The following is a 22142-nucleotide window of genomic DNA, read 5'->3' on the forward strand; positions in this document are numbered from 1 at the left end:
TGCTACGCATAGGGCGTAGCGTGCCGACCGCCATGGAATCCGTGATTGCAATCATTGATGCGCTGGGTGGCTCGACTGCCTTCGGTCGTATCTGCGGATTCACGAAGAACCCTGGGGCCCGCGGTAGCGACATGCGCCAGCGCGGATCGATCCCTCTCGTCTATTGGCCGCGGATCGTGGAGCACGCGCGTGCGCACGGCATCGCGATTGACAACGATGTTCTGGTGCAGGCGCACATTCCGCAGGAGCGCCTGACGCCAGTTGAGCCGGAAGCCGCCTGATGCCGGCCGCACTCGCAACGCTCCTTCATCTGATGCTCGGCTGCTCTGCGGCCGTGGGGCTGGCCGCGGTGCTCTGGTGCCGCGGGCTGGTCCCGCTCATCGCCACGACGTTCGGCGTCGCGCTCGTCCTGGTGCTCGTATGAGCGCCGCCAACCTCTTCCCCGATCCGCGGCGGGCGCCGAAGCGCCACTTCAGTCCGTCGCAGGTGGGCACCCGGCTGACCAGCAGCCCCCCGATGGGGGCGGGTGTCTCCCTTTCGCGCTGCGGCGCATCCGACCTCGACCGGGACCGGCGCGGGAATGAGCCTGCCAACCGCCCGAGCGGAAACCGTCAGCCGGGCATGGGCCGAGGTAGCCCCGGCACCCTTTCAGCTCACCTCGGCCCCGGGCGGTCCGTCGAGGTTCGAGCGCCCCGCGACGCATCCCTGACTCGGACCCATCGCGGGGTCGCCCTTTGCGCGCACACGTCGCTCTTCCGCCAAGTCGATGACGTGCGCGCGCCTGTAAATGCGGATGATTGTTTTGCGTACCGCATCCCTCTGCATCTGCTGATCCCTTCGGCTGGATGCCGCTTGTTCCACCATGGAGCCTGCTGATGTCGGCTGCCACCTCCATGTCGATCGCTTCCTCGGCGCCTTCCCCGATGCACACAGCATCGGGGAAGAGCATGCGAACGTCTGGGTCTGTTCTGCGAAACATTGGGGTACTCGAACCCAAGATTTTCGGGGCCCGTATCGCCGGGTTCCTGCGGTCGATCCATCCGCAGAAGACGGCCGCCTGCGTCGAGGCCGAAACCACGATCTCGGCGCGCACGGTGGCAAAGTGGCTGGAGGGCGCCTCGTCACCGGCCGGCAATGCCTACCACCGCCTGATCGAGGTCTACGGGCCTGAGCTCTTCGTGTTCGTGAACCCGGATGCCTCGCCGGACAGCCTGCGCGAGGCCGCGCTGGTGTGTCGGCAGGCGCGCCTGGAGCGCCAGGTCGAAGAGAAGCAGCGCGAGATCGCCGAATTGCGGGCCGGCCGATGATAATTGCCGCCACGCTCGCTCGCGGCCTCGCATCGGCGCTGCACGACATCGCTCAGGGCCTGCTCTGGATCGCCGACATCTTCACGGCTGGCGCCCGTGCGGTGCTGCGCGCCTCGCGCACCTGTCAGGACCGTGCCCGCGAGTGGGATCCGCGCCTCTGGGACCGCGACCACGATCCGCGCAGCGACACCCGGGAGCGCCGGCCGTGATGCTCCTCATCATTCTCTTCCCCGGCTGAAAAGCCCGCCCACGCGGGGCGTCCCCGCGCGACTCGGAGGCCCGCGATGGCCGAGAAGCTCAAGAACGCCAAGCAGAAGCCCGGCATCCATCCTGAGGTGCTGAAGTCGCTCATCGCGAAGTGCGACGGCATGAAGGCCGACATGGACGAGGCTCGGGGCGAGCTCGGCGCCGCGGTCAAGGATGCCGAGGATGTCCATGGCATCAACCGCAAGGCGTTTAAGCTGGTCCTGTCGCTGAAGCACATGGAGGACGACAAGCGGGCCGACTTCCTGCGGTCGCTCAACGACTACGTGGAGAAGCTCGACCTCGGGCCGCAGGCGGACCTGTTCGACGAGGGCGACGAGGCTGCCCGCCGCACTGCGCAGGGTGCAGCCGCTCAAGCCGACGACCAGGCTGCCGAGAACAGCCGGCGCCTGAAGGGCGGCGTCAAGCAGCTGGCGCACTGAGCCATGCCGCTGCCGACGATCCTCGCTCTCGATCTCGCCACCCGTCTGGGCTGGGCCGTCGGCTCGCCTGATGGGGAGCCGCGTTACGGCACCAAGGTGCTGCCCTCGACGGGCGAGGACATCGGCCGCTTCGCCGACGCCTACAACGAGTGGCTCCTCGACATGATCACGCTGGAGAACCCGGCGCTGGTCGTGTTCGAGGCGCCGATCCTGGCCGGGGCCACGACGCCGGCCACTGCCCGCAAGCTCATGGGGCTCGCGTGGCACACCGAGTTCGTCTGCCGGCTTCGCGAGGTCCGCTGCGCCGAGCACCACCTCCAGAGCGTCAAGAAGTTCTTCGGCGGCAGCGGCCGCGCAGACAAAGCCGCGATGATCGAGGCGGCCCGCCGTCACGGCTGGACGCCGAAGGATGACAACGCGGCTGATGCGCTCGGCCTCTGGGCCTGCGCCGTCCACGAGAAAGCGCCGCAGCACGGTAAGCGGTTCGCCCTCGGCGCGCTGGGCGGGAGGGCTGCGTGACCTGGCCCTTCAGTCGCCTGCAGCCCTTCGGCTTCGACATGATCATGGCGGACCCGCCGTGGGCCTTCGCGCTTCGGTCTGTGAAGGGCGAGGTGAAGAGCGCGCAGGCGCAGTACGCCTGCATGCCGCTCGATGAGATCAAGGCGCTCCCAGTCGCGCAGCTCGCCCGCGGTGACGCATTTCTGTGGCTCTGGGCCACGAACCCGATGCTGCCTCAGGCGCTCGACGTCATGGCCGCGTGGGGCTTCACGTTCACCACTGCCGGGACGTGGGTGAAGACCACCTCGGGCGGGAAGCTCGCCTTCGGCACTGGCTACGTGCTGCGCAGCGCCTCCGAGCCATTCCTGATCGGCAAGTTCGGTCGGCCGCGTTCTGGCCGGGCGGTGCGCAGCGTGATCATGGCCCCAGCCCGCGAGCACAGCCGCAAGCCTGACGAGGCCTACGCCGCCGCCGAAGCGCTGATGCCGGGCGCGCTCCGCCGCGCTGACCTGTTCTCGCGCGAGTCCCGCCTGGGCTGGGAAGCTTGGGGTCTGGAGACCGGCAAGTTCGACACCGCTCCCGTCCTCCTGCCCGCCGAGTAGCCCGCATGCGCGCCGATTCCGACAACATCTATCCGCTGCGCCAACCCGAGGCCTCCGGCGTCTCGCCTCACAACACCGAGGCTGAGCAGGCCCTGCTCGGCATCCTGATGATGAAGCCGGAGCATGTGCCGGCCGTCTCGCAGATCCTCCAACCGGAGCACTTCTACTTCGCTGATCATCGGGAGGTGTTCGCGATCATCGAGGCGCTCATCGCCGCCGGCAGCTCGCCGACGCCGATCGCGATCAAGAGCTACCTGAAGCATCCCAACATCGGCGACCGGCCTGCGATCGCCTATCTCACCGCCTGCACCGCCGAGCTGCTGAACTGGGATGCGGTTGGTTACGCGCAGGTCGTGCGCGATCTGGCCAGCCGCCGCGCGCTCCTCGCCATTGCCGACACGCTTGCGGAGAAGGCCCGGACCTCGATCCCGGGCACGCTGGCCCAGTCTATCATCGACGACACCGAGCAGGCGCTGCTCGACGTCCGCGCCATCGTCCCGCAGGCCCATCTCGCCGGGCAGACGGCCGCGCAGGGCACCGCCTGGATGCTGGAGCGCATCGCCGGGCTTCGGTCAGGGCTCCTCGAATCCACGGCCGTCCCGTCTGGCATCCCGGATCTCGACCGGGCCACGAACGGCGGCTTCCAGCGCGGGCAGCTCTACCTCCTGGCAGCTCGGCCAGGCATGGGAAAGACGATCGCGCTCACGTCGCTGTCGCGCCTCGCCGCCCGGGATGCCGGGGTGATCGTCTTCCAGTGCGAGGTGACCCGGGATCAGCAGTGGGCCCGGTACCTCGCCGACCTCTCCTACGTGCACAACCGGCCGCTGCCGTTCGGCAAGATCATGGCCGGCGTCGATCTCGACGACGAGGAGGTCTGGCGGCTGGAGGACGCTGCGAAGCGCCTCGACCGGCTGCACCTCAAGGTCGAGTGCGAGCCCTCGGTGAGCGTCGCGCAGATCGCCTTTGCGGTGAAGCAGGAGAAACGCCGCCTGGAGAAGCTCGGCGTGCGCCTCGGCGTCGTGTTCATCGACTACCTGAAATACATCAAGGCATCGGACCGCTACCAGGGCAATCGCGTGCTGGAGATCGGCGAAATCTCCGGCTCGCTCAAGCAACTCGCGAAGGCCGAGGACGTCTGCGTCGTCCTGCTGACCCAGCTCAACCGCCAGGTCGAGGCTGAGGGCCGCAGCGATCGCCGTCCGGCGCTCGCGGACCTGCGCGACTCCGGCGAGCTGGAGCAGGACGCCGACACGGTGATCTTCCTCTACCGCGAGGCCTACTACCTCGAACGCAAGTTCAAGGCGACTGGTGATGCCGAGATCGGGGCGCGCCTGATCACCTGTCAGAACAGCCTTGAGATGATCCTCGGCAAGAACCGCTCGGGGCCCGCCACCACGCTCAATCTGTGGTGCGACGCGGCCTCCTCCTGCATCGCTCAGTCCGCACGGGGGCCCGTCTGATGGCTCGGATTCGCACGATCAAGCCGGAGTTCTGGACGGACGAGAAGATCGTCCAACTGCCCTTCACGGCGAGGCTCGTCTTCATTGGCCTTTGGAACTTCGCGGACGACGACGGCCGCGTGAAGGATGAGCCTGATCGCTTGCGCATGCAGATCATGCCAGGCGACCCGGTCGACATGGAGCTTGCCCTAGACGTGCTGGTAGCGGCGGAGCTCGTCGAACGCTGGTACGGCGACGATGGGTCGGTGGTGCTGGTGATCCCGGGGTTCGGTCGGCACCAAGTCATCTCGCACAAGGCGAAGTCTAAGCTTCCTCTGGATCGATACCGGAAGTCGAGCATCCCTGTCGCTGCGAGGCGTCAGGTGGCGCAGAAATACGGGTGCATCCCAGGCGACGAGAACCATCCGGCGGAGTGCTACTTCTGCGGTGCGCCAGGCTCGATCTACTGGCCGAAGCGGTCGGACGGGAAGCCCAGCTATTGGGTGGCGTTCTCCGGCCTTGAGTTAGATCATTTTACTCCGGAGGCCTCCGGAGGATCCACGGAGGGAAAAAACCTCGTCCTTTCATGCAGATCCTGCAATCGCTCGCGCGGCGATGGAGATCCGCACGACTTCTTTCCCGGGAACTCCGGAAAGCTCCGGAACACTCCGTCTGGAAAGGAAGGGAATGGAAAGGAAGGGAATGGAGATAAACCCGGCGGCGGCAGCTCACACCCGCGCGTACCCGCGCACGAGGCGCCGACCCGCCATCAGGCCGGGGCCGCTCCGATTGCGGAAATCGTCGCCGCCGCGCCGCCGCCGGCCTGGAACAGCCGGGAGAACTTCGACCGGGTCGAGCGCCGATGCCGCGAGGTGCTGCCCAAGAACTGGGTCCAGGACCTCGTCGTCAGCCCGATGGCCCGGCTGGAGGCCGATGGCGTCGACCTCGAACGCGAGATCATCCCAGCCCTGCTCGATCTCGGGACACGCCGGACGCCCATCCGGACGTGGTCGCTGCTGGCCAACACCGTCGCCGAGCGGGTCGCCGCGCAGCGCAGCGCCAGGACGGCGGAGGGCCTGTCAGCCGTGCCCGCCGCACCGGTGCCGGACGAGGAGAAGATCGACCTCGGCTCGCCCTTCGGCGCCTACACCGAGACGGTGCTGCGGATGGCGCTCGCCAAGCAGCGCGAGACCGGGGCTTGGGTCGAGCACCTGTTCGGGCCGGCCCCGGGGCGCCCGGGCTGCAAGATCCCGTCCCGGCTGATCATCGGCGAGGCCGCCTGATGGGCCGCTCCGCAACCCGTCCTGCGCCGAAGTCCGGCGCCGCACTGCTCTGGGACCAACGGCATCGCGAGGCGACCAAGGCTCTGGCTGCCAGGGCTGCGGAGGTGCTGCGCTCCTGCGCCGCGACAAACGGCCCCTCTCCTGCGGCGGGAGAGGGGGGGGGCGAGCCGGCGCGGGCCGGGTGCGGATCGAGAGGGACGTAGCGTGGGCAAGAAGCGCGGGACGAACGGATCTCGAATTCGGAGCGAGCACGTGGTGATCGATCAAAGCCTGACGTGGTTCGTCGTGCATACCCTGCCGCTCCACGAGGCCATGGCCGCCGAGGAGTTCAAGGATCTGGCCATGGACTGGTGGTTGCCCCGGTACCGGGTCACGGTGGTCCGCCGCGGCCGCAAGGTCGATACCCAAGCGATCTTCTTCGCCTCGTACCTGTTCGTCGGCCTCGACAAGCAGCGGCATGCCGTGCGCTGGACCGAGCCACTGTTTGACAGCCGGCACGTGATCGACGTGCTCGGTTCACGTGAGCCGCTGGAGATTCCTGGGCATGTCCTGCAGGCGCTGGCGGATCGGATCGCCGGCATCGACGAGACTGAGCGGGCAAGGCGCCGGAAGGAAGCTGCGCTGTTTGAGGCCGGTGAGATGCGCCGGGTCTTGAATGGCCCCTTCATGTCGTTCTTTGCCGAGGTGCAGGAAGTGCTCAGCAACGGAATCGTGCGTGCCGACGTCAGCATTTTCGGCCGCAAGACGCCCGTGGAATTCACACCTGATCAGCTCGACAAACCGCAGGCCGCTTGACTCGGCGAATCGGCTCTGAATCTATCCTGCCCGTGGACGGCCGGATTGTGAGCTGCGCTCGTTTGAGGGTGCGCCTGCCGGAGCTACCGGGTCACGTGTCAGCGTCGGGACCAATTGCCCACGCGAGACATGGCCAGCCTGGAATCTGCCCCAACGTCAGCTGAGCTTCTGTCCATGCCCGTTCAGTTCGACATGGGCGGCTTTGAGCGGGCGGCCTCGAGCATCGGCGCTCTACAGGATCAGATCCCGTTCGCCCTGAGCCAGTCGCTGAACGACGGGTTGTTGGCCGCCCGAGACCATCTGATCACCCACACGTGGCCTGCCCACGTCTCGGTGCGTGACACGAACTTCCTCCGCAATGCGCTCAGGGTAGAGCGAGCCAACAAGGGCAGGCTCACCGGTGCGGTCACCAGCGAGGGCACACGGGCCGGCAACCGGGGACACCTCGTCCTTCACGAGAAGGGCGGCGTGAAGCGGCCGAGCAAGTCCAAGATCGCGATCCCAGATCGCAAGGTGCTGGCCCGTCGTTCCGGCCGGGGCGTCCCGAAGATCCTGAGGCCCGGCACCGCACCCAACACCTTCCGCAAGGGCGACGTGATCTACCAAGTCACGGGTGGGAAGAAGCACCGGAAGCTGAAGCTGCTCTACACGCTGAAGCCCAGCGCCCCGATCAAGGGCGTGGTGCCGTTCCATCCCGACTTCGACATGGTCATGCGGCGCGAGGTGGCGCGGGCCTTCCCGAACCGGATCAAGGCCGCGATGGCGTCGAGGCGGTGGTAGGCGCGGATGATCCTGGTGTGTCGGCCCACTGCAGCGTTCAACGCAGCCGCAGCAGGCCTGCTTGAGCGTCAGCCAGAGAACGACCCAAAGCCCTCGAAGGCATTGGTTGGCTTCGCAAGTGGTGTTGGCTTCTCAGAAGTCTTTGCTTCGCACTCGTATGTCTTACCGGGAGACGGTTCTAGTTGTTCTGATTGTGTCTGGTCTGAGACAGCGGCGATTGACGCAACAAAGCGATCCGGCTGCATGTCTAACGTCATCCAAACTCCTCAGGTAGTGGCCGAATCAGCGGCCACGCCGAGGGATAAATGATACGGCCCAGATTTCAAAATCTGGCTGTTGGCCGCCCAAGCTGTGAGTGTCCTGTGATCCGGCCAACGAACTGCGCCGTCAGCGAAAGTTCGGCTTCGGCTTCATGTCGGCCTCGATCGCCCGCATGGCGTTCTCGAAGGCCTTCTCCTCCGTCAGGAATGACCGGTCCGAGCGTTCGGCCAACTTGCCGTGCTTCCGCAGTGCCCAGCCAAACTGGCCGTCTGGCTTCTTCAGGGGCTCGATAGTGATCGAATAGGGGTGCGGCACGTCAGTCGTCATGGCCGAGCTATGCCGGCGCGGCGCTCCGGCCGCAACTACATGGCTCAATCGCGCGCCGCCTCAGACGCGCTCGACGAGCAGCAGGGCACCTCACTCCATCTGCTGACGGTCTTCGTGGTCGTCGCCGTATTGCTGATCCATCGCTCGTCTCCGTCGCTGCGAAGCTGTCGATTCGAATCGCCTCTCCAGAGGAGACCGGCTTGGTTAACGAAACCTTGCCGCGGGAGTGGGATCGCGTCTGTGACGCGCTTCACGCTAGCCGTGCGGGAAGCTTCAGGATGGCCGCGGCCGCGCATGGCAGTTTCGGCTCGACCTCTTGCGCCGAGACGCGGGAGATCGTCGCGGTGATGACCCAATCGCTCGCGTATGGTGTTAGCCCTGGACCAAGGCACGCGCTTTTAAGAGGCGCTGATGTTCGTCCCGCCCGAGGATCGATCCATCCCCCCTCGCTCGGAGCCGCCGCGGCGGCCCAACCCGGATGCCAAGCGGCGGGAGAACGCCGCCATCACGCTCATCGTCCTGATCTCGATCCTGGCGCTGTTCACGCCGCTCGCTGGCGGCATGCTGGTCGCGGTCGTCTTCGCCCTGTTCGGGCACTGAGCGGTCGGGCGACCGGCTGGTTTTTCAGCCCGTTGAGGTTGGCGCCGCGGCCCGATCTCACGCTCTCCGGATCTGGGGAATCCGGGGCAGCAGCCTCACCACATTTCCTCGCTGATGAGCGCACCGCTCTGGTCGAAGGTGCCGCGCCAGCCTCGGTTGAGCAGGTGGACGGTCACGCGGGTGAAATCCGTGCCCTCATCGCTGCCGGATTTGATTCGAGCGTGAAGGCACCCGTCCCGTTCCATGCGCTTGAGGTCGTCGGCGCTCACACCGAGCCGCGAGGCCAACTCGCGGGGGTCGACGATCCAATCGCCCAGATGTCCAAAGATGAGCCTCATGGAGCAGGCCTCCATCAGCTCGGCAGCAGGTGCGGGGCTGAGATCGACGGTAGCACGGAGCGGGTGAAGATCCGAGCGGGAGGGCCCAGGCACTCGCATGCGCGCCATGCTCGCCGCCCAGGAAGCCTCAGGACGGCCGCTGATGCCGAGGGGTGGTTCAGGTCGGAGAGGGCCTACGCCGGTAATCGAGTTCAACTCGGCTTGTTGGAAACCATGGTCGTTCTGACACGCTCTAACTCTTCGATCAGCTTAGTGAGCTCGTCGACGCTCAGGTTCATCGACCGGCTGCCCGCCGGAATCCCCGGGAATATAAGGCGCACCGAATTATGATCCTCCGCGATGTGCGCTTTGATCAGAGGCTTCTCTTCGGCCACGATTCCGCCTCCGGTTGAGGGGCGCACCGTAGCCTATTCGGTCTGAGCGAACCATTTGTCGGCACGCTCGAAAGGCAAAGGCGCGGGCTCACAAGCAGACAGGAGCGCCCCCAACCCCCTCTCCCGTGAAGGGATAGGGAGGTCCGATTAAAAATCGCGATCAGGGGAGCAGCAACCGCATGGGAAACCAAATTCCGAGAAACGCCGCGAAAAAAAATTGGCTAAGCGGATTTCGAGTGGTCGGATTGACGCTTGGTACTTACTTGCGGGGTCCGCAACGGGTGGTGAGCGGGCTTCTGCGCTGTGGCCGGAACCAGACGTTAAAGCCAGCAGCGGTTGGTCTGGTTTGGGTATCCGAATGGATACCCGCACAGTCAGTTCGATACGGGTAAGCTCCATTGGAGCGCCAGATTAGGCCCCAGCGCCTTAGCGGCGTCAGTGCTTTGCGTCCGTCCGGCCGCCGTTGACGCTGGAGAGGTCTGCCTCCGATGCGGCAGGCGCCTCGCCGTCGAAGATGGTCTTGATGACCCGGGCGACGCTGGCCCCCACCTCCGGCGGTTGGATCGATCGAGCCCGCTGAACAGCGTCTTCCCTCAGGGCATCGTGATCCACGAGGCCGAGACGTTCCAGCTCGTGCAGCAAAAGCGCGTTCATCACCAATCCCGCAATGGCCTGATGTGCCGTCGCCGTCAGGGCCTGTCCGGTTTGCGCTGCGCTCTCCGCCTGCATCAGAGCCAACTCGGTAAGCTGCTCGTTGGTGAAGGGGTCGTCGGTACCGCTCATACCGTACTGAACCACGGAAACGTCAGAGAGTTCAGCGTGTTGGCCGGCAGCGGATCAACGATTGGCCGCCGAGGGAATGGGAATGCAGCAGCCGAAACGCCACGCCCGCCTCGTGTCTGTCGCCTCGAAGGCCAGGCCTGACCGGGTCTATGTCGTCCTGACCGGCACACCTGATGAAGCCTTAGAGGCTGTGGCCCTCGTGGTAGAGCCAGAGGCTGAAGTGGGCATCGTCGGCGGCCTGTCGCGCGAGATGGCGAAGCGGATGCAGCTCAAGCCAGGAGAGCCGCAGTTGGTGTGATCTTAATGGTCCAGTTTGGGTATGCGGATGAAGACCAGTACCGCCGGTTCGCTACGAGTGCGCCTTTAGCAGACCGCTGTTTGTGGCTGCTTCGAACTGGAGCGTTCCGCAAGGGCAAGCCCTATTGGAACGTCAGCCCCACGGCGCATTTAGGCCCGAGGCGGTCCACTTACGTTGTCCCAAATGATCAAGCTGCTTTGCAGCAGCAGGGTACCGTAGCGACGGTCGTGATTCGGTTTAGTGCCCTCGATGTCGCTGGGCCAACAACCCGCGGAGGGCTCGTCATGAAGCACGTTCTGGTCGCTCTCGGCTTCTTCGCCGGCCTGCTCGCATACATCCCAACCGAGGCGAATGCCGTCGTCTGCGCTCGCGGTGTCTACCGGGCCGGCTGCGTCGGTCCCCGTGGCGCAGTTGGTGTTCGGCGCGGGATCTATGGCCCGCGGGCGGTAGGAGTCGTCCGGCGCGGGTACTACGGGCCGCGGGCAGTCGGCGTTCGGCGCTACCGCCGCTGGTGATGTCATAGCAACCCGTATCGGCTGGACACCCACGGAGGCGGTCATGAATGTCACCAGACGCGTCTTCGCCGCAGGCGCCGCTACGATCCCGTTCGTCGGCCCTGGCCTATCCCTCGCCCGGGCGCAGAGCACCGCCCAGGACGCGCCGATCATCGGCAACGGCGCGGTGGCCGATCCGCTGGAGCTGGCGACCGACGCCTACATCTACGGCTACCCGCTCGTCACCATGGAGATGACCCGTCGCGTGCTCACCAACGTCGCCGCGCCCGAGGGCAAGAACGCCCCGATGGGTCAGTTCGCCAACCTGCGGGAGTATCCCGACGCGAAGTTCCGGGCCGTCACGGCCCCCAACGCGGACACGCTGTACTCCAGCGCCTTCGTCGATGTCGGCCGGGAGCCTCACATCCTCAGCATCCCGGAGGAGAATGGGCGCTACTACCTCATGCCGATGCTCAGCGCCTGGACGAACGTTTTCGCCGTGCCGGGCAAGCGCACGACCGGAACCGGGCCGCAGACCTATTTCCTCGCCGGACCCGGCTGGAGCGGCAGCGTGCCCTCCGGGGCCAAGCTCATCCAGGCGCCGACCAACCTGATCTGGATCCTCGGCCGGACCTACTGCACGGGCACGCCCGAGGACTACAAGGCCGTGCACGCGCTTCAGGACCAGTACCGACTCATCCCGGCGAGTGCGGCCGGCAAGCCGTACACGCCGCCGGCCGGGCGGGTCGATCCGAACATCGACACGAAGACGGCCGTGCGCGAGCAGGTCAACCGCATGGATGCGGCGGCCTACTTCAACCTGCTGGCCGCTCTGATGAGGGACAACCCGCCCGCGCTCGCGGACGGGGTGGCGGTCGCCAAGATGGCCTCGCTCGGCATCGTCCCCGGCCAGCCCTTCGATCCGGCAAGCCAGCCGTCCGCCATCCGGGCGGCCATCGAGCAGGCGCCGAAGGAGGCCATTCCCCGCATCATGGGGCACCTGAAGTCGGCCGGCGAGCATGTGAACGGCTGGACCTTCACGACCAATGGCGGCGATTACGGCAAGGACTACCTGCAGCGCGCCCTCGTCACCGCCGTGGGGCTCGGCTGCAACCTGCCGCAGGACGCGGTCTACCCACTGACCACAGTCGACGCCGCGGGCCAGCGGTTGAACGGCACCTCGAAATACGTGATGCGCTTCCCGGACGGTGAGCTGCCGCCCGTCAACGGTTTCTGGTCGTTGACGATGTACGACGCGGATTATTTCTTCGTCGAGAACTCGATCAACCGCTACTCCGTCAGCCCGCGCGACAACCTCAAGGCCAACCCGGACGGCTCGATCGACCTCTTCATCCAGGCCGAGAGCCCCGGTGCGCAACACGAGTCCAACTGGCTACCGGCCCCGAAAGGACCGTTCGTTTTGATGCTGCGCACCTACTGGCCGAAAGCCGCCCTGCTGAACGGCTCCTGGACGCTGCCGCCGGTCACGCGCAGCACGAGCGCCACGCTCTAAGCCGCCTGGCTGGAACCGTCCGGGTCGGTTGCTGGGTCTCAGTTCTTCGCCACGATCACCTTGGGCTCGGGCGCGGGCTTCGGCGGCGCGACGCAGAGGGGCGCGGCGACGGTCAGCCAAGTGGCGGTGCCCTCGAAGCGGTTCTTCGTGTCGAACTCGCGCAGCACCCGCACGCTCGCCGAGACCGGGATAGAGAAAAGCGCCCACCGGCTCCATAACGCCCAGGTCGCGAACGTCCGCCTTCGACGGTGATGCAGTCCGTTGTGACCGCCTCGCCGAAGGTCGGCTCCTCACCCGTTGCAGCCCCCTACCAGCCGATGCGCATGGTTCGGTTTGGGTATGCGGACAAAGACCGGCGCGGGCGGCTCGCTATGGGTGTGATATCAATGCACCAGTTCAGCTATGAGAACCCATCCGATACTTTCATCTCGCAATACGCCATGTCAGAGTCGCCCTGTTGAGGACAAGAGGGGCGACGTATGGACTGGGTTACTGGTATCATCGTGGGTGCGATCGTCTTGATCGTAGTTGGTTTCTATCTTTGGGGGCGCAACAAGCCCTACACATTCAAGCACGATGGAATTACTTATCTTCGCCATAAAGATAATAGTTTTACAAACGTAGATGGCTCGCGTGTTGTAGACCCTATACTTATTTCTGCGCTTACTGTCAGCTATAAGAAAGATAAGGCAGATTTAGGCGATTGGGAGAAGATGGCCAATGCCCCCAGCGCAGACTGACTGAGGTAGCAGCTAAAGCGATTTTCAGCATGAAGCCGAACGAGGGGGACGGCACTGGCAACCCAAAGCAGCCGGTCTATGCGGTACGCTTTGGGTATGCGGATGAAGACCGGCACCGGCGGTTCGCTATGGGTGCGCCTTTAGCGGACCGCTGTTTGCGGCCGCTCTCGATCCATGTCGGGCACCTAAGATCGGCTCAGCGTTGGGAGCCGCTGTCAGAGCTGGCTTGTTAGATGCTCAGCAAACCGCACCGGCTGCACTCGGCTCTTTCGGTCGTAGCCAAATTTCGCTGTAAGCTTGTGGCCGAATGTCCCCGTCGCCGATGATCTCTGATCGTTGGCACTAGACGTAGGACGGATTTTGTGGATCTTTACACTCGCTGTTTTGCTGATGATTGGGAGTTTTTGATGAAACTTGCAAATCTTCTTCTTGTCTTGGCCCTGATCGGATTTTCATTTCCTGCTAACGCACAGCAATGTGGGCCAGCCTGGTAATTACCCAGGCGTTTGATGGCAGGGTTCAGGCGCCGACAGTTTTGAGGATGGTGCCGAATGGATTGGCACCGCTCAGGCGCGCGGTGTCGACGACGGTGCGAATGGCGGCCTCGCCCTCAGCCGCCCACATGGCGCGATAGCCGTTGGTGACCTTCCGCTGCACGACGGCCGGACGCAGGAGCCGCTCGGAGCCGTTGTTGGTTGGCTCGACCTTTCCAGGGTAGGCGAGGAAGACCAGGAGCTGATCGCGGGCGCGGCTGATCTTGGCCTGGAGATCGCGGGTCAGGTCACAGCGGCTCGACGTGGCGAGGATGGCACCGAGCTGCCGATCCAAGGTCCTGCGCTTGGCCGAGAGCGTCGCGGCGGCCAAGTCGGTGACGCGCTCGGCCAGGGCGAACACGCTCTGCAACCAGAGTTGCAGGCGCCAGGGGACGGGATCGTCGCTGACCTCGACGACGTAGGCGACGTCGCGGGCCAGATGCGCCAGGCAGGTCTGGTGCTCATCCGCATGGCCCTGTTGGGCGGTGTAGCGGTCGGAGATCCACACCGCGGGCCGATGCCCGTCCATCATCTCGTGCACCACGACGGCGCCGCGCGTCGGGGAGGCGGTGTGCACCACGGCTTGCGCCGAGTGGAACAGCCAGTGGTAGGCGGTGGAGCCCTCGATGCGCACGCCGGTCTCGTCGCAGGCGACAACCTCGGCCTTGCGCAGAGCTGCGATGGCCGCGTCACGACCCGGACGGAAGCAGCCTTGCGCGCGGCGGAGCAGGTTCATCAGCCCGCCCTGGCTGAGCGTCAGGCCAAACAGGTCGGAGAGTGCCGCCTGCAGCCGTTCGTAGGAGAGCGCCTGAAAGGTCTTCAGGTACGTCGCCACCGCATGCAGCCGCGGACCGAACGGCGTGCCGCGCGCCGCTTCCGGCACCGGTGCGACGACCCGCTCCCCACAGCTCGGGCAACGGACCGCGAGCCGGCGGTGCTGCGTCACGATCGGCGCCACCTCAGGCAGCTCGATCTGCTCGCAGACGCTGACGATCTCTGCCGGAAGTGCGTCGTGCAGGCGGCCACCGCAGCACGCGCACGCCAAGGGACGATGCTCGACGATCGTATCGGGATCGGTGCTCAGCACCCGGCTGTGACCCTCGTGACCGGGCTTGGCGCCGCCGGGCTTGGACTGCGCGCGCTGCTCCTTGCGATCGGTCGCGGGCGGCTTGGACGAGGTGCGCGAGGTCTTCTCTGGCCGCTGCAGCCGCAGCACCAGCTCGATCAGCTCCTCGCGGCTCAGCCGCTCCAGTTCGCTGCGGCCCATCTCACAAGGGAATCAGCGAAATCCCACCCGCGCAAGGGCCTGGGTAATTACCCAGCCTGCCAAAAATGCGCAAGTGAATTAGGTATTCCGATTGACTCTCAGGGAAGACTGATACGCTCGAATAACAATGCGGGTGGCAACATGGCTTTTATACGTTGTGTTGAGGAAAAACGACAAGCAATGCGCTCCAATAAACGATAAATTACCGAAATAATACATAGAAGCGGCTTGAGAATTTCTCTCAAGGCAGCTATCAGGCCGCCTTCACGTCTCGCTTCAGAAGTTCACATTCGAACTGGCCAGATTGGTTGCCTAAGTCGCCAGCGGACCCGACAGCAGCGTCTGCTCGTCTTACCCCCACTGGCATGCAGACCGTCGCAAAACCACCGATAGCAGCCGATCAGTATGGCTCGGTTTGGCTATGGTACGGGCGAACCATAGCCATCGGTCTGTTTTGGGTGTTCGCTAAGACCATCCAAAACGAACTTTCTCGACCGAACCAATCATAGCAGACCGGAAAGCCGGAATGCCATGCTGCAGACATCGTGAGGCTCTGCTTAGTGTCGCAAGAAGCCCTTCACCACGGGTATCAAGCGCCGGAATTGGACTACTAGGTGCCCCAGCCTCTGCGCGGTCGCGGCTCTCGCCCGACTAAGATCCTGTCGAAGCGTTATGAGCGCACGTCGGCGACGGAGCGGGGCTACGATCACCGCTGGCGCAGGATCTCGGCGGAGCATAGGCGCCGCTATCCGTTCTGTGCCTGGTGCGAACAGAACGGCCAGCTGACCTTCGCGAAGCTCGTTGATCATAAGCACCCCATCGTGGACGGCGGCGCGATGTTCGAGCCGGACAATCGGTGGGGACTGTGTGTGATGCACCACGGTGTGAAGGGCGAGATGGAGCGGTTCGCCCGGCAGATTGGCGCGATCGACAAACTCCCGCTCTGGTGTGATGATCCGACGGCTCGCCCGGCGCGTTTCCGGTAGCCTGAAGGCTCTCTGCCTTCCACGCCGTGATGGGAGGATCGTATGTCGATCCTGATGCCATGCCGAAGCCATCACTCGCGCAGGTAGGCCAGGGCGATCCCGCGGTTCTGGCGCATCCGGGCTTCCATGCTTTCCCGCCGTGCGCACTGCCGCTCCAGACCGATGCGGCCCGGGCGGAATACGACAGCACCGGACGACTGATCTGGAACGCGGGGCGGCTGTCGAAGGACATGCACATCGCGCTCTCCGCCTACGCGAGCTGCTTCGATCAGATCCAGCGGATCTCCGCCGAGGGCCTGACCCCGCGGGCGTCCTGGTACACGAACCTCCAGAAGGCGCTCGCCCGGCTGAAGCTCGATGACATCGACAAGCCGATCAGCGCGCCGAAAGAGGCGCCCGTCAACCGGTTCGCGCGCTTCGGTTTCTCGGGCCGTCGCTGACGAGCGGTTCGCACGGGTCGATCTCAAGGGAGAATTGATCCCCGACTACGTCGGCATGGCGGAATGGTACGCCCAGGCCGTCGTACAGGGAGCGGTGGTGGCCTGCCGCTGGGAACGGCTCGGCTGCCACCGCTTCCTCCACATGCTGCAGGAGGCGAAGAAGCCGAGCAGCGCGTTCATCTTCGACGCGGATCGGGCCAACGACCCCTGCGCATTCATCGAGACGCTGCCGCACATCAAAGGGTTCGCCGGCACGATCACGCTGGAGCCGGTGCAATGCTGGTGGTTGGTTGCGACCTTCGGATTCCGCGAGCGGGACACGGGCCGGCGCTGGGTCCGCGAGGTGGCCTTCTGGGTCCCGCGGAAGAACGCCAAGACGGCGCTCTCGGTCGGGATCGTGCTCTACTGCCTCAATTACGAGGACGAGCCGGGCGCTGAGGGGTGTGTGGCTGCCGGGTCTGAGAAGCAGGCCGATATCCCGTACCTCGCGATCCGGCAGACGTTGGAGAAGGAGCCGGAGCTCAAGTCGTGGCTGATGGCCAAGGACACGACGGAGACGATCAAGTTCCGGCGCACCGGCGCCGAGCTGAAGCTGCTTGCGGGTCGAGCGCCCAATCTCGACGGACTGAACCCGCACGTGGTGTTGGCGGAAGAGGTGCACGCGCAAAACCAAGACGTGATTGGCGTGCTGAAGAGCGCACAGGGCGCCCGCCAGCAGCCGCTGTGGCTCGGCATCTCGACGGCCGGCCGCGATGCCACGGGCCCGGCCTTCGACGGCTGGAAGTCGGACCAGCAGGTGCTCGAAGGCAAGCTGCGGGCGGATCGCGTGTTCGTTGCCATGTACGCGGGCGACAAGGAGGACGAGGAGCGTCGCTTCGATCCGGCCGTCGTCGAGAAGCTCAACCCGCTCTACGGGATCTCGCTGAACCCGACCTCCATCGAGACCGAGGAGCGCGAGGCTCGCAAGAGCGAGGCGAAGCTTCAGGAGTACAAGCGGACCCGGCTGAACCTCTGGTCGCGGGCCGCCGGCAACCTGTTCTCGACCGAGCGTTGGGACGCCTGCGGAGACCCGCGGCTGACGCTCAATGCGCTGAAGGGCTACCCGATGTTCGTCGGGGTCGATCTCGCCAGCGCCTCGGATCTGAACGCGGCCGCCTTCATCATCGAGGTTGGCGACACGCTCTATGCGGTGTTTCGGTACTGGCTGCCGGAGCGCTCCCCGCGGTTCAAGGACGACCGGTACGCTGATCAGTTCATGGCCTGGGAACGGGCCGGCTACCTAACGACGACGCGCGGGAGCCACGTCCACCACCCGACCATCCTGGCCGACATCCTGGCCCTGATCGAGGGCCACAACGTTGCGGCGTTCGGGGTCGATCGCTTCCAAGCGGACTTTCTGGCGGGCGCCATCGAGGAGCGCGGACACACCGTCTACTCGGTCTCGAAGACGGCCTCGCACATCACCCGGTCGACCGACGATCTCGTGACCCGTCACGAGGATCCGGCCCGGCTTCAGCACGACGCCAACCCGGTCACCTCCTGGATGGCCGGCAACGTCGTCGGACACTGGGATGCGAACGACAACGTGCTGCCCAAGAAGGCTAAGCCCGGCTCGAAGGCATCGATCGACGGCTTCGACGCGGCGATCAACGCGAACGCGGCCCGTCTGGCGCACGAAAGCGGCAGCGTCCCGGCCGGCGTGAAGGTCGAAAAGCCGTCGATCTACATGGAACGTGGGCTGATCGGATTCTGAACATGGCGCAGACCGAAGCCGAGATGTGGGCGGTCATCGCCAAATCGGATGAGGCGGGGCAGCTCGTCTACTCCGGACCGGCGAAGGATCCGCGTGAGGCCATTGCCCGCGAGATGTACGATCGCGGCTGGGACGATCTCGGCTTCCTCGGCGTCGGCGCTGGTTATTATCACGGTAGCGCGCTCGGCTTGGCCCTGCTGATTCAGTGCGCCGACGTGAAGGCCCGGGACATCTCGAAGGCCGAGCTGCTGCAGTGGCGGCGCAACGGCCGCGGCTGGCAGATGGTCGAGCCGGTGAAGGGCGAGCTCGCCTATCACCTGATGACCAAGCCGAACGACACGGCAATGACGTGGCCGGAGTTCTGGCGGATGGTCGTGCTCCACCTGGAGGTCGCGCAGAACGCCTACGTCTACACCCCGCGCGACCGTGAGGACACGATCGAGGAGTACATCCCGATCATGCCGGGCCGGGCCCGGATGCGCGTCAGCGACAAGGGCAACATCTTCTACGAGATCGTGGCTGCCACGGAATACGAGCGCGCGGCCCTCGGTGAGACCTATCTGATCGTGCCCGAGCACGAGATGATCCACCTGCGCGGTCGGCTCCTCGACGGCGTCAACGGTCTGTCGAACGTGCTGCTCGGGTCGCCGAACCTCGATCTGCTGTCCGCCATCGGCCGCTATCAGACCAAGCTTTTCGGCAACGACGGCAAGCAGCCGCTGGTCTTTGAGACCAAGGAGGGTTTTCCGAATTCCGATCAGGGCGAAGCGGCTTTCCGCCGGCTGAAGGATCAACTTCGCGAGGCTGCCCGCAAGGCGAACAGCAGCGGTGAAGCAATTTTGCTGGAGGCGGGTCTCACAGCGAAGCCGGTTGCGATCAACTCGGTGGACGCCCAGAGCAAGGACAGCTTCACCCAGGCGGTGATGCGGATCTGCGGCCTGATGGATGTGCCGCCGCACCGGATCTACGCGCTCGAGGCTGTCGCCTACAACAACATGTCGGCGATGAACCGGCAGTACGTGAACGACTGCCTGATGCCGCTGGCCGTCAACGTCGAAACCAAGTTCCGGAATCACTCGCTGCCGCGGGACGAGTGGCCTCGCTTCAGCCTGCAGTTTGATCGCTCTGCGCTGATGTCGAACGATCCGGACACGATCGAGAAGCTGGTCAAGGCGGGCATGGGCACTGGCCTGATGACCTTCGACGAGGGTCGCGAGGTGATGCCGTTCCGGCTCAACCCGCTGAAGAAGGGCGGCGACCAGCGCACGGTGCCGGTCAACATGAGCCTGGTCGACGCCAACGGGGAAGTCGTCCGGGCTGGGACGGGACAGAACCCGACGCAACCCGGCGCCGGTGAGAGCGAGAGCCCCGACAACAACGCTGGCAAGACGGGCCCGCGGCTCGTCCATTCCGCAGGAGTAGCCTGATGGCCACCAAGCGCGTCTCAATCGACGAATATCTCGGCTCGCGCGGCTACGGCGGCGTGGAGCGCAAGCACTTCGCCCGGGATTCCGGAGTGATCATCAAGGCGGCCAGGGTGCCGGAGGAGAAGCGCGCCAAGTTCGACAAGGACGCCGGCACGATGCGCTTCGTCATGTCGGCCGAGGTCGAGGATCGCGACCGGGACATCGTGATCCAGGCCGGGCTCGACACCGCCGAATTCGAGAAGAACCCGGTCGCACCGTGGGCTCACCGCGCCGGAGATCCGCCGATCGGCAAGTGGTCAGACCTGACCAAGACCCTGACCGGACGGCCGAAGCGGACCGAGGGCACGCTGACCCTCACCATGTCTGACCCGATGGCGCAGCGCGTCGCGGGTCACTTCGATGCCGGTAGCCTGTGCGCCTGCTCCATCGGCTTCATGCCGAAAGAGATCGAGCGCCGTGAGGTGGATGACAGCGCGGACTACTACTACCCGGGCTACATCATCCACGCGGCCGACCTATACGAGTGCTCCCCGTGCACGATCCCGGCGAACCCGGCGGCGCTCGCGAAGGCGGCGGAAGGTGGTGATGTCCTGTCTCGCGAGATGATCGAGGAGGTGCTCGACACCTGGTCGATCGAGAAGGGCGTACTGGTGCCACGCAAGGCCTTCGAGGACGCGCATCGGCAGGCCACCGCCGAGCGCACCACAGTTGTGTTCGGCGGCAAAACCTTCGAGGCCAAGGCTGGCCCCGACGGCGCCCCGATCCTGGCGCCGGTCGACCCGAGCGAGGCAGAGCGCATCACCGCGGCGATCGAGAAGGAGCCGGGCGTGCTGGCGCGCCTCGCCCACGCGCTCGGTCTGAAGGGCAAAACTGGCGAGGCCGATCCCGAGCCGGGTGGTGGCGGCAAGAAGCCCGCCCCCGAGCCGACGCCTGAGCAGAAGCTCAAGGACGACATCACCAAGGATCTGCCGGCGCTCGCCGCGCTGCACGACCGCATCGAGCGCCGCAACGCGGCTGCCGAGCGGCACGCCGACGTCGAGGCGCGCCTGAGCGCCTGAGCGCTCAACCCCATCCCCGCAGCCAGCATCTGAAACCTGGAGGCCCGCGGCTGCGGGGCTGCTCTCCAGGCATGTCTTACGGAGCGAAGTGATGAAGACTCTGCAGGAACTGCGTGAAGAGCGGAAGGCCAAGCGCATCGCTCTCCAGGCGCTCAAGACGGCCGCTTTCGCTGCTGATGCGACGGACGAGGCGGTGAACGCCTACGAGGCCGGTGTGAACGCCCTGAAGGCTCTGGACCGGCTGATCACGATTGCCGAGGCGGACGAGGCCATCGAGGGCTCGACCTCGAAGGCAGCCGATGCCCCCGCCGGCGGCGGTCAGGGCGGCGAGCGTCTTCCCTATGCGGCCCCGGCCAAGCAGGTGAAGGACGCCCAGAAGCCACTGCTGCCGATCGCCGCCCAGGTGAAGGCCGCCATCCTCAACAAGCAGTCGCAGGAGAGCGGCTCCGGCGAGCGGGTCAGCGCGGTCGACCTGCTTAAGCAGGAAGGCTATGGCGAGGTGCTCAAGGAATTCGACGCCAAGGCGCGCGAGCAGCGTTTCAAGGCCGGGCTCGCCTCCAACGTGTCGAGCAGGGTGCTGCTACCGCAGCCGGTCGCCGAAGAGATCATTCCGATCCTCTATCCGGCGGCGACCTTCCTCCAGGGCAACCCGCGTCGCGTGCAGCTGATCGGCGGCGTATACCGGCAGGCGCGTGGCGTCGGCTCGGCGACCGCAGCCTACGTCGGTGAGGGCGCGAAGAAGCCGGTCGGTGCGCCGACCTTCGACGACATCGACATGCGGAGCCATAAGCTGGCCGGCATCGTCTACATGACCAACGAAGCGGCCAAGTGGACCATCGGCCGGCTGGAGGACTACGTCCGCAGCGACCTGCAGCGGGTCATGGGCCTGAAGATGGACTCGGCCATGTACTTCGGTACCGGAGCCGGAGCCACGCCGACCGGCATCTTCAATCAGGACGGCATCACCGTCCTTGACGGCTCGGGCACGGGGCTCTTCGCCAACAACCGGGCGCCGACCGTCGCTGAACTCGACCGGGTCGCCTCGCGCATGATGCTGGCGCTCACCGGCGCGAACATCGTCCGGTCCGACACGTGGCGGTGGACCATGGGGTACCGCTTCATGCAGTACCTCGCCGACCTCCGCGACGGGAACGGCAACCAGATCTATCCCGGCGTGGACGATCCGGTGAACCCGCGCTGGAAGGGGATCCGCATCCTGGTGTCCAACCAGTTCGCCGAGAACGGTGGCACCAACACCGACGAGGGCGATCTAGGCCTCGTCGACTTCGGCCATGTCCTCTTCGCCGAGGAGGAGGGCATGACGATGAAGACCTCCACCGAGGCGACCATCGACGACGGCGGCACGCTCGTCCTGCTCTGGCAGCAGAACATGAGCGCCATCCTCTGCGAGATGCAGCACGACGTGGCTCTGGACCAGCCCAAGGCTGCCGTCCGGCTGACCCACGTCCGCGCGGGCTCGCCGTCCACCGTCGCCGGCTGAACGCCGACCGCATAGCCGCGCGCCGGTTCCGGCTGGCGCGCGGCACGCCGCGGCGACGT

28 protein-coding genes are annotated in these 22142 nt (G+C 65.5%); 22 read left to right on the top strand and 6 right to left on the bottom strand.

Annotated features, from left to right (window positions below):
- The first annotated feature begins 20 nt into the window (after window positions 1–20).
- The 11 genes from ACYCO6_RS00490 (at window position 21) to ACYCO6_RS00540 (ending at window position 7390) form a co-directional block, all read left to right on the top strand.
- Window positions 21–281 (top strand): hypothetical protein, encoded by a 261-nt coding sequence (locus tag ACYCO6_RS00490; RefSeq protein WP_459768400.1) that lies wholly within the window; start codon window positions 21–23, stop codon window positions 279–281.
- Window positions 281–424, top strand: a complete 144-nt coding sequence (locus ACYCO6_RS00495) for a hypothetical protein (protein ID WP_459768401.1) — start codon at window positions 281–283, stop codon at window positions 422–424. Before ACYCO6_RS00490 ends, ACYCO6_RS00495 begins: the two co-directional genes overlap by 1 nt.
- Window positions 425–875: 451 nt before the next feature.
- Window positions 876–1307: a hypothetical protein gene (locus tag ACYCO6_RS00500; protein ID WP_459768402.1), complete on the top strand. Its 432-nt coding sequence runs from the start codon at window positions 876–878 to the stop codon at window positions 1305–1307.
- A complete protein-coding gene (locus ACYCO6_RS00505) occupies window positions 1304–1516 on the top strand; it encodes a hypothetical protein (RefSeq protein ID WP_459768403.1) in 213 nt (70 codons plus the stop codon). The genes ACYCO6_RS00500 and ACYCO6_RS00505 overlap by 4 nt, the downstream gene beginning before the upstream one ends.
- A 75-nt stretch (window positions 1517–1591) precedes the next feature.
- Entirely contained in the window at window positions 1592–1993 is a 402-nt protein-coding gene (locus tag ACYCO6_RS00510; RefSeq protein WP_459768404.1) for a hypothetical protein, read from the top strand.
- Window positions 1994–1996: 3 nt separating this feature from the next.
- Complete coding sequence (locus ACYCO6_RS00515; protein ID WP_459768405.1) at window positions 1997–2512, top strand: hypothetical protein; 516 nt, start codon at window positions 1997–1999, stop codon at window positions 2510–2512.
- Window positions 2509–3093, top strand: a complete 585-nt coding sequence (locus ACYCO6_RS00520) for an MT-A70 family methyltransferase (protein WP_459768406.1) — start codon at window positions 2509–2511, stop codon at window positions 3091–3093. The genes ACYCO6_RS00515 and ACYCO6_RS00520 overlap by 4 nt, the downstream gene beginning before the upstream one ends.
- 5 nt (window positions 3094–3098) lie before the next feature.
- Window positions 3099–4553 (top strand): replicative DNA helicase, encoded by a 1455-nt coding sequence (locus ACYCO6_RS00525; RefSeq protein ID WP_459768407.1) that lies wholly within the window; start codon window positions 3099–3101, stop codon window positions 4551–4553.
- Entirely contained in the window at window positions 4553–5815 is a 1263-nt protein-coding gene (locus tag ACYCO6_RS00530) for an HNH endonuclease (RefSeq protein WP_459768408.1), read from the top strand. The genes ACYCO6_RS00525 and ACYCO6_RS00530 overlap by 1 nt, the downstream gene beginning before the upstream one ends.
- 252 nt (window positions 5816–6067) lie before the next feature.
- Window positions 6068–6610 carry a transcription termination/antitermination protein NusG gene (gene nusG / locus ACYCO6_RS00535; protein ID WP_459768409.1) on the top strand — a complete coding sequence of 181 codons (543 nt, stop codon included), beginning with the start codon at window positions 6068–6070 and terminating at the stop codon, window positions 6608–6610.
- A 174-nt stretch (window positions 6611–6784) separates the two neighbouring features.
- On the top strand, window positions 6785–7390 hold the full coding sequence (locus ACYCO6_RS00540; protein WP_459768410.1) for a hypothetical protein: 606 nt from the start codon (window positions 6785–6787) through the stop codon (window positions 7388–7390).
- Window positions 7391–7777: 387 nt separating this feature from the next.
- Here the strand turns inward: ACYCO6_RS00540 and ACYCO6_RS00545 are convergent, their stop codons facing one another.
- The gene (locus ACYCO6_RS00545; protein WP_459768411.1) at window positions 7778–7978 is read right to left on the bottom strand and encodes a hypothetical protein; all 201 of its coding nucleotides are present in this window, start codon (window positions 7976–7978) and stop codon (window positions 7778–7780) included.
- A gap of 411 nt (window positions 7979–8389) precedes the next feature.
- Between ACYCO6_RS00545 and ACYCO6_RS00550 the strand changes: the two genes are divergently transcribed.
- Window positions 8390–8578, top strand: a complete 189-nt coding sequence (locus ACYCO6_RS00550; RefSeq protein WP_459768412.1) for a hypothetical protein — start codon at window positions 8390–8392, stop codon at window positions 8576–8578.
- Between the two features lie 95 nt (window positions 8579–8673).
- Here ACYCO6_RS00550 and ACYCO6_RS00555 read toward each other — a convergent pair whose 3' ends face one another.
- The 3 genes from ACYCO6_RS00555 to ACYCO6_RS00565 all read right to left on the bottom strand — a co-directional run bounded on the left by ACYCO6_RS00555 (window position 8674) and on the right by ACYCO6_RS00565 (window position 10073).
- On the bottom strand, window positions 8674–8916 hold the full coding sequence (locus ACYCO6_RS00555; RefSeq protein ID WP_459768413.1) for a DUF6522 family protein: 243 nt from the start codon (window positions 8914–8916) through the stop codon (window positions 8674–8676).
- Window positions 8917–9107: 191 nt separating this feature from the next.
- Window positions 9108–9290, bottom strand: coding sequence for a hypothetical protein (locus ACYCO6_RS00560; protein WP_459768414.1), 183 nt, complete (start codon window positions 9288–9290; stop codon window positions 9108–9110).
- Window positions 9291–9725: 435 nt separating this feature from the next.
- On the bottom strand, window positions 9726–10073 hold the full coding sequence (locus ACYCO6_RS00565; RefSeq protein WP_459768415.1) for a hypothetical protein: 348 nt from the start codon (window positions 10071–10073) through the stop codon (window positions 9726–9728).
- 61 nt (window positions 10074–10134) lie between these two features.
- On the opposite strand from ACYCO6_RS00565, the gene ACYCO6_RS00570 reads away from it, so the two are divergent.
- The 3 genes from ACYCO6_RS00570 (at window position 10135) to ACYCO6_RS00580 (ending at window position 12378) form a co-directional block, all read left to right on the top strand.
- Window positions 10135–10371, top strand: a complete 237-nt coding sequence (locus ACYCO6_RS00570; protein WP_459768416.1) for a hypothetical protein — start codon at window positions 10135–10137, stop codon at window positions 10369–10371.
- A gap of 284 nt (window positions 10372–10655) precedes the next feature.
- Complete coding sequence (locus ACYCO6_RS00575) at window positions 10656–10886, top strand: hypothetical protein (RefSeq protein WP_459768417.1); 231 nt, start codon at window positions 10656–10658, stop codon at window positions 10884–10886.
- 43 nt (window positions 10887–10929) lie between these two features.
- On the top strand, window positions 10930–12378 hold the full coding sequence (locus ACYCO6_RS00580) for a DUF1254 domain-containing protein (protein WP_459768418.1): 1449 nt from the start codon (window positions 10930–10932) through the stop codon (window positions 12376–12378).
- A 38-nt stretch (window positions 12379–12416) separates the two neighbouring features.
- On the opposite strand, the gene ACYCO6_RS00585 is transcribed toward ACYCO6_RS00580, so the two are convergent.
- Entirely contained in the window at window positions 12417–12545 is a 129-nt protein-coding gene (locus tag ACYCO6_RS00585) for a hypothetical protein (protein WP_459768419.1), read from the bottom strand.
- Between the two features lie 312 nt (window positions 12546–12857).
- Here ACYCO6_RS00585 and ACYCO6_RS00590 point away from each other — a divergent pair, with 312 nt between their 5' ends.
- The gene (locus ACYCO6_RS00590) at window positions 12858–13118 is read left to right on the top strand and encodes a hypothetical protein (protein WP_459768420.1); all 261 of its coding nucleotides are present in this window, start codon (window positions 12858–12860) and stop codon (window positions 13116–13118) included.
- 519 nt (window positions 13119–13637) lie between these two features.
- Here the strand turns inward: ACYCO6_RS00590 and tnpC are convergent.
- Window positions 13638–14918, bottom strand: a complete 1281-nt coding sequence (tnpC, locus tag ACYCO6_RS00595; RefSeq protein WP_459768421.1) for an IS66 family transposase — start codon at window positions 14916–14918, stop codon at window positions 13638–13640.
- A 614-nt stretch (window positions 14919–15532) separates the two neighbouring features.
- On the opposite strand from tnpC, the gene ACYCO6_RS00600 reads away from it, so the two are divergent.
- The 6 genes from ACYCO6_RS00600 (at window position 15533) to ACYCO6_RS00625 (ending at window position 22083) form a co-directional block, all read left to right on the top strand.
- Window positions 15533–15904: an HNH endonuclease signature motif containing protein gene (locus tag ACYCO6_RS00600; RefSeq protein WP_459768422.1), complete on the top strand. Its 372-nt coding sequence runs from the start codon at window positions 15533–15535 to the stop codon at window positions 15902–15904.
- Between the two features lie 59 nt (window positions 15905–15963).
- Window positions 15964–16344, top strand: a complete 381-nt coding sequence (locus tag ACYCO6_RS00605) for a hypothetical protein (protein WP_459768423.1) — start codon at window positions 15964–15966, stop codon at window positions 16342–16344.
- A gap of 34 nt (window positions 16345–16378) precedes the next feature.
- Window positions 16379–18097 carry a terminase large subunit gene (locus ACYCO6_RS00610; RefSeq protein ID WP_459768424.1) on the top strand — a complete coding sequence of 573 codons (1719 nt, stop codon included), beginning with the start codon at window positions 16379–16381 and terminating at the stop codon, window positions 18095–18097.
- A gap of 2 nt (window positions 18098–18099) precedes the next feature.
- A complete protein-coding gene (locus ACYCO6_RS00615; RefSeq protein ID WP_459768425.1) occupies window positions 18100–19524 on the top strand; it encodes a phage portal protein in 1425 nt (474 codons plus the stop codon).
- The gene (locus ACYCO6_RS00620; protein WP_459768426.1) at window positions 19524–20582 is read left to right on the top strand and encodes an HK97 family phage prohead protease; all 1059 of its coding nucleotides are present in this window, start codon (window positions 19524–19526) and stop codon (window positions 20580–20582) included. The genes ACYCO6_RS00615 and ACYCO6_RS00620 overlap by 1 nt, the downstream gene beginning before the upstream one ends.
- Before the next feature lie 91 nt (window positions 20583–20673).
- Window positions 20674–22083: a phage major capsid protein gene (locus tag ACYCO6_RS00625; RefSeq protein ID WP_459768427.1), complete on the top strand. Its 1410-nt coding sequence runs from the start codon at window positions 20674–20676 to the stop codon at window positions 22081–22083.
- The last annotated feature ends 59 nt before the right edge of the window (window positions 22084–22142 follow it).

The sequence above is a fragment of the Methylobacterium sp. CM6257 genome, from assembly GCF_054611515.1.

What these genes read in the sequence shown, in the direction of transcription:
- ACYCO6_RS00495 (WP_459768401.1), top strand. Translation starts at nt 281, where the DNA reads ATGCCGGCCGCACTCGCAACGCTCCTTCATCTGATGCTCGGCTGCTCT.
- ACYCO6_RS00500 (WP_459768402.1), top strand. Translation starts at nt 876, where the DNA reads ATGTCGGCTGCCACCTCCATGTCGATCGCTTCCTCGGCGCCTTCCCCG.
- ACYCO6_RS00505 (WP_459768403.1), top strand. Translation starts at nt 1,304, where the DNA reads ATGATAATTGCCGCCACGCTCGCTCGCGGCCTCGCATCGGCGCTGCAC.
- ACYCO6_RS00510 (WP_459768404.1), top strand. Translation starts at nt 1,592, where the DNA reads ATGGCCGAGAAGCTCAAGAACGCCAAGCAGAAGCCCGGCATCCATCCT.
- ACYCO6_RS00515 (WP_459768405.1), top strand. Translation starts at nt 1,997, where the DNA reads ATGCCGCTGCCGACGATCCTCGCTCTCGATCTCGCCACCCGTCTGGGC.
- ACYCO6_RS00525 (WP_459768407.1), top strand. Translation starts at nt 3,099, where the DNA reads ATGCGCGCCGATTCCGACAACATCTATCCGCTGCGCCAACCCGAGGCC.
- ACYCO6_RS00530 (WP_459768408.1), top strand. Translation starts at nt 4,553, where the DNA reads ATGGCTCGGATTCGCACGATCAAGCCGGAGTTCTGGACGGACGAGAAG.
- ACYCO6_RS00540 (WP_459768410.1), top strand. Translation starts at nt 6,785, where the DNA reads ATGCCCGTTCAGTTCGACATGGGCGGCTTTGAGCGGGCGGCCTCGAGC.
- ACYCO6_RS00545 (WP_459768411.1), bottom strand. Translation starts at nt 7,978, where the DNA reads ATGACGACTGACGTGCCGCACCCCTATTCGATCACTATCGAGCCCCTG.
- ACYCO6_RS00550 (WP_459768412.1), top strand. Translation starts at nt 8,390, where the DNA reads ATGTTCGTCCCGCCCGAGGATCGATCCATCCCCCCTCGCTCGGAGCCG.
- ACYCO6_RS00555 (WP_459768413.1), bottom strand. Translation starts at nt 8,916, where the DNA reads ATGAGGCTCATCTTTGGACATCTGGGCGATTGGATCGTCGACCCCCGC.
- ACYCO6_RS00565 (WP_459768415.1), bottom strand. Translation starts at nt 10,073, where the DNA reads ATGAGCGGTACCGACGACCCCTTCACCAACGAGCAGCTTACCGAGTTG.
- ACYCO6_RS00575 (WP_459768417.1), top strand. Translation starts at nt 10,656, where the DNA reads ATGAAGCACGTTCTGGTCGCTCTCGGCTTCTTCGCCGGCCTGCTCGCA.
- ACYCO6_RS00580 (WP_459768418.1), top strand. Translation starts at nt 10,930, where the DNA reads ATGAATGTCACCAGACGCGTCTTCGCCGCAGGCGCCGCTACGATCCCG.
- ACYCO6_RS00590 (WP_459768420.1), top strand. Translation starts at nt 12,858, where the DNA reads ATGGACTGGGTTACTGGTATCATCGTGGGTGCGATCGTCTTGATCGTA.
- tnpC (WP_459768421.1), bottom strand. Translation starts at nt 14,918, where the DNA reads ATGGGCCGCAGCGAACTGGAGCGGCTGAGCCGCGAGGAGCTGATCGAG.
- ACYCO6_RS00605 (WP_459768423.1), top strand. Translation starts at nt 15,964, where the DNA reads ATGCCGAAGCCATCACTCGCGCAGGTAGGCCAGGGCGATCCCGCGGTT.
- ACYCO6_RS00615 (WP_459768425.1), top strand. Translation starts at nt 18,100, where the DNA reads ATGGCGCAGACCGAAGCCGAGATGTGGGCGGTCATCGCCAAATCGGAT.
- ACYCO6_RS00620 (WP_459768426.1), top strand. Translation starts at nt 19,524, where the DNA reads ATGGCCACCAAGCGCGTCTCAATCGACGAATATCTCGGCTCGCGCGGC.
- ACYCO6_RS00625 (WP_459768427.1), top strand. Translation starts at nt 20,674, where the DNA reads ATGAAGACTCTGCAGGAACTGCGTGAAGAGCGGAAGGCCAAGCGCATC.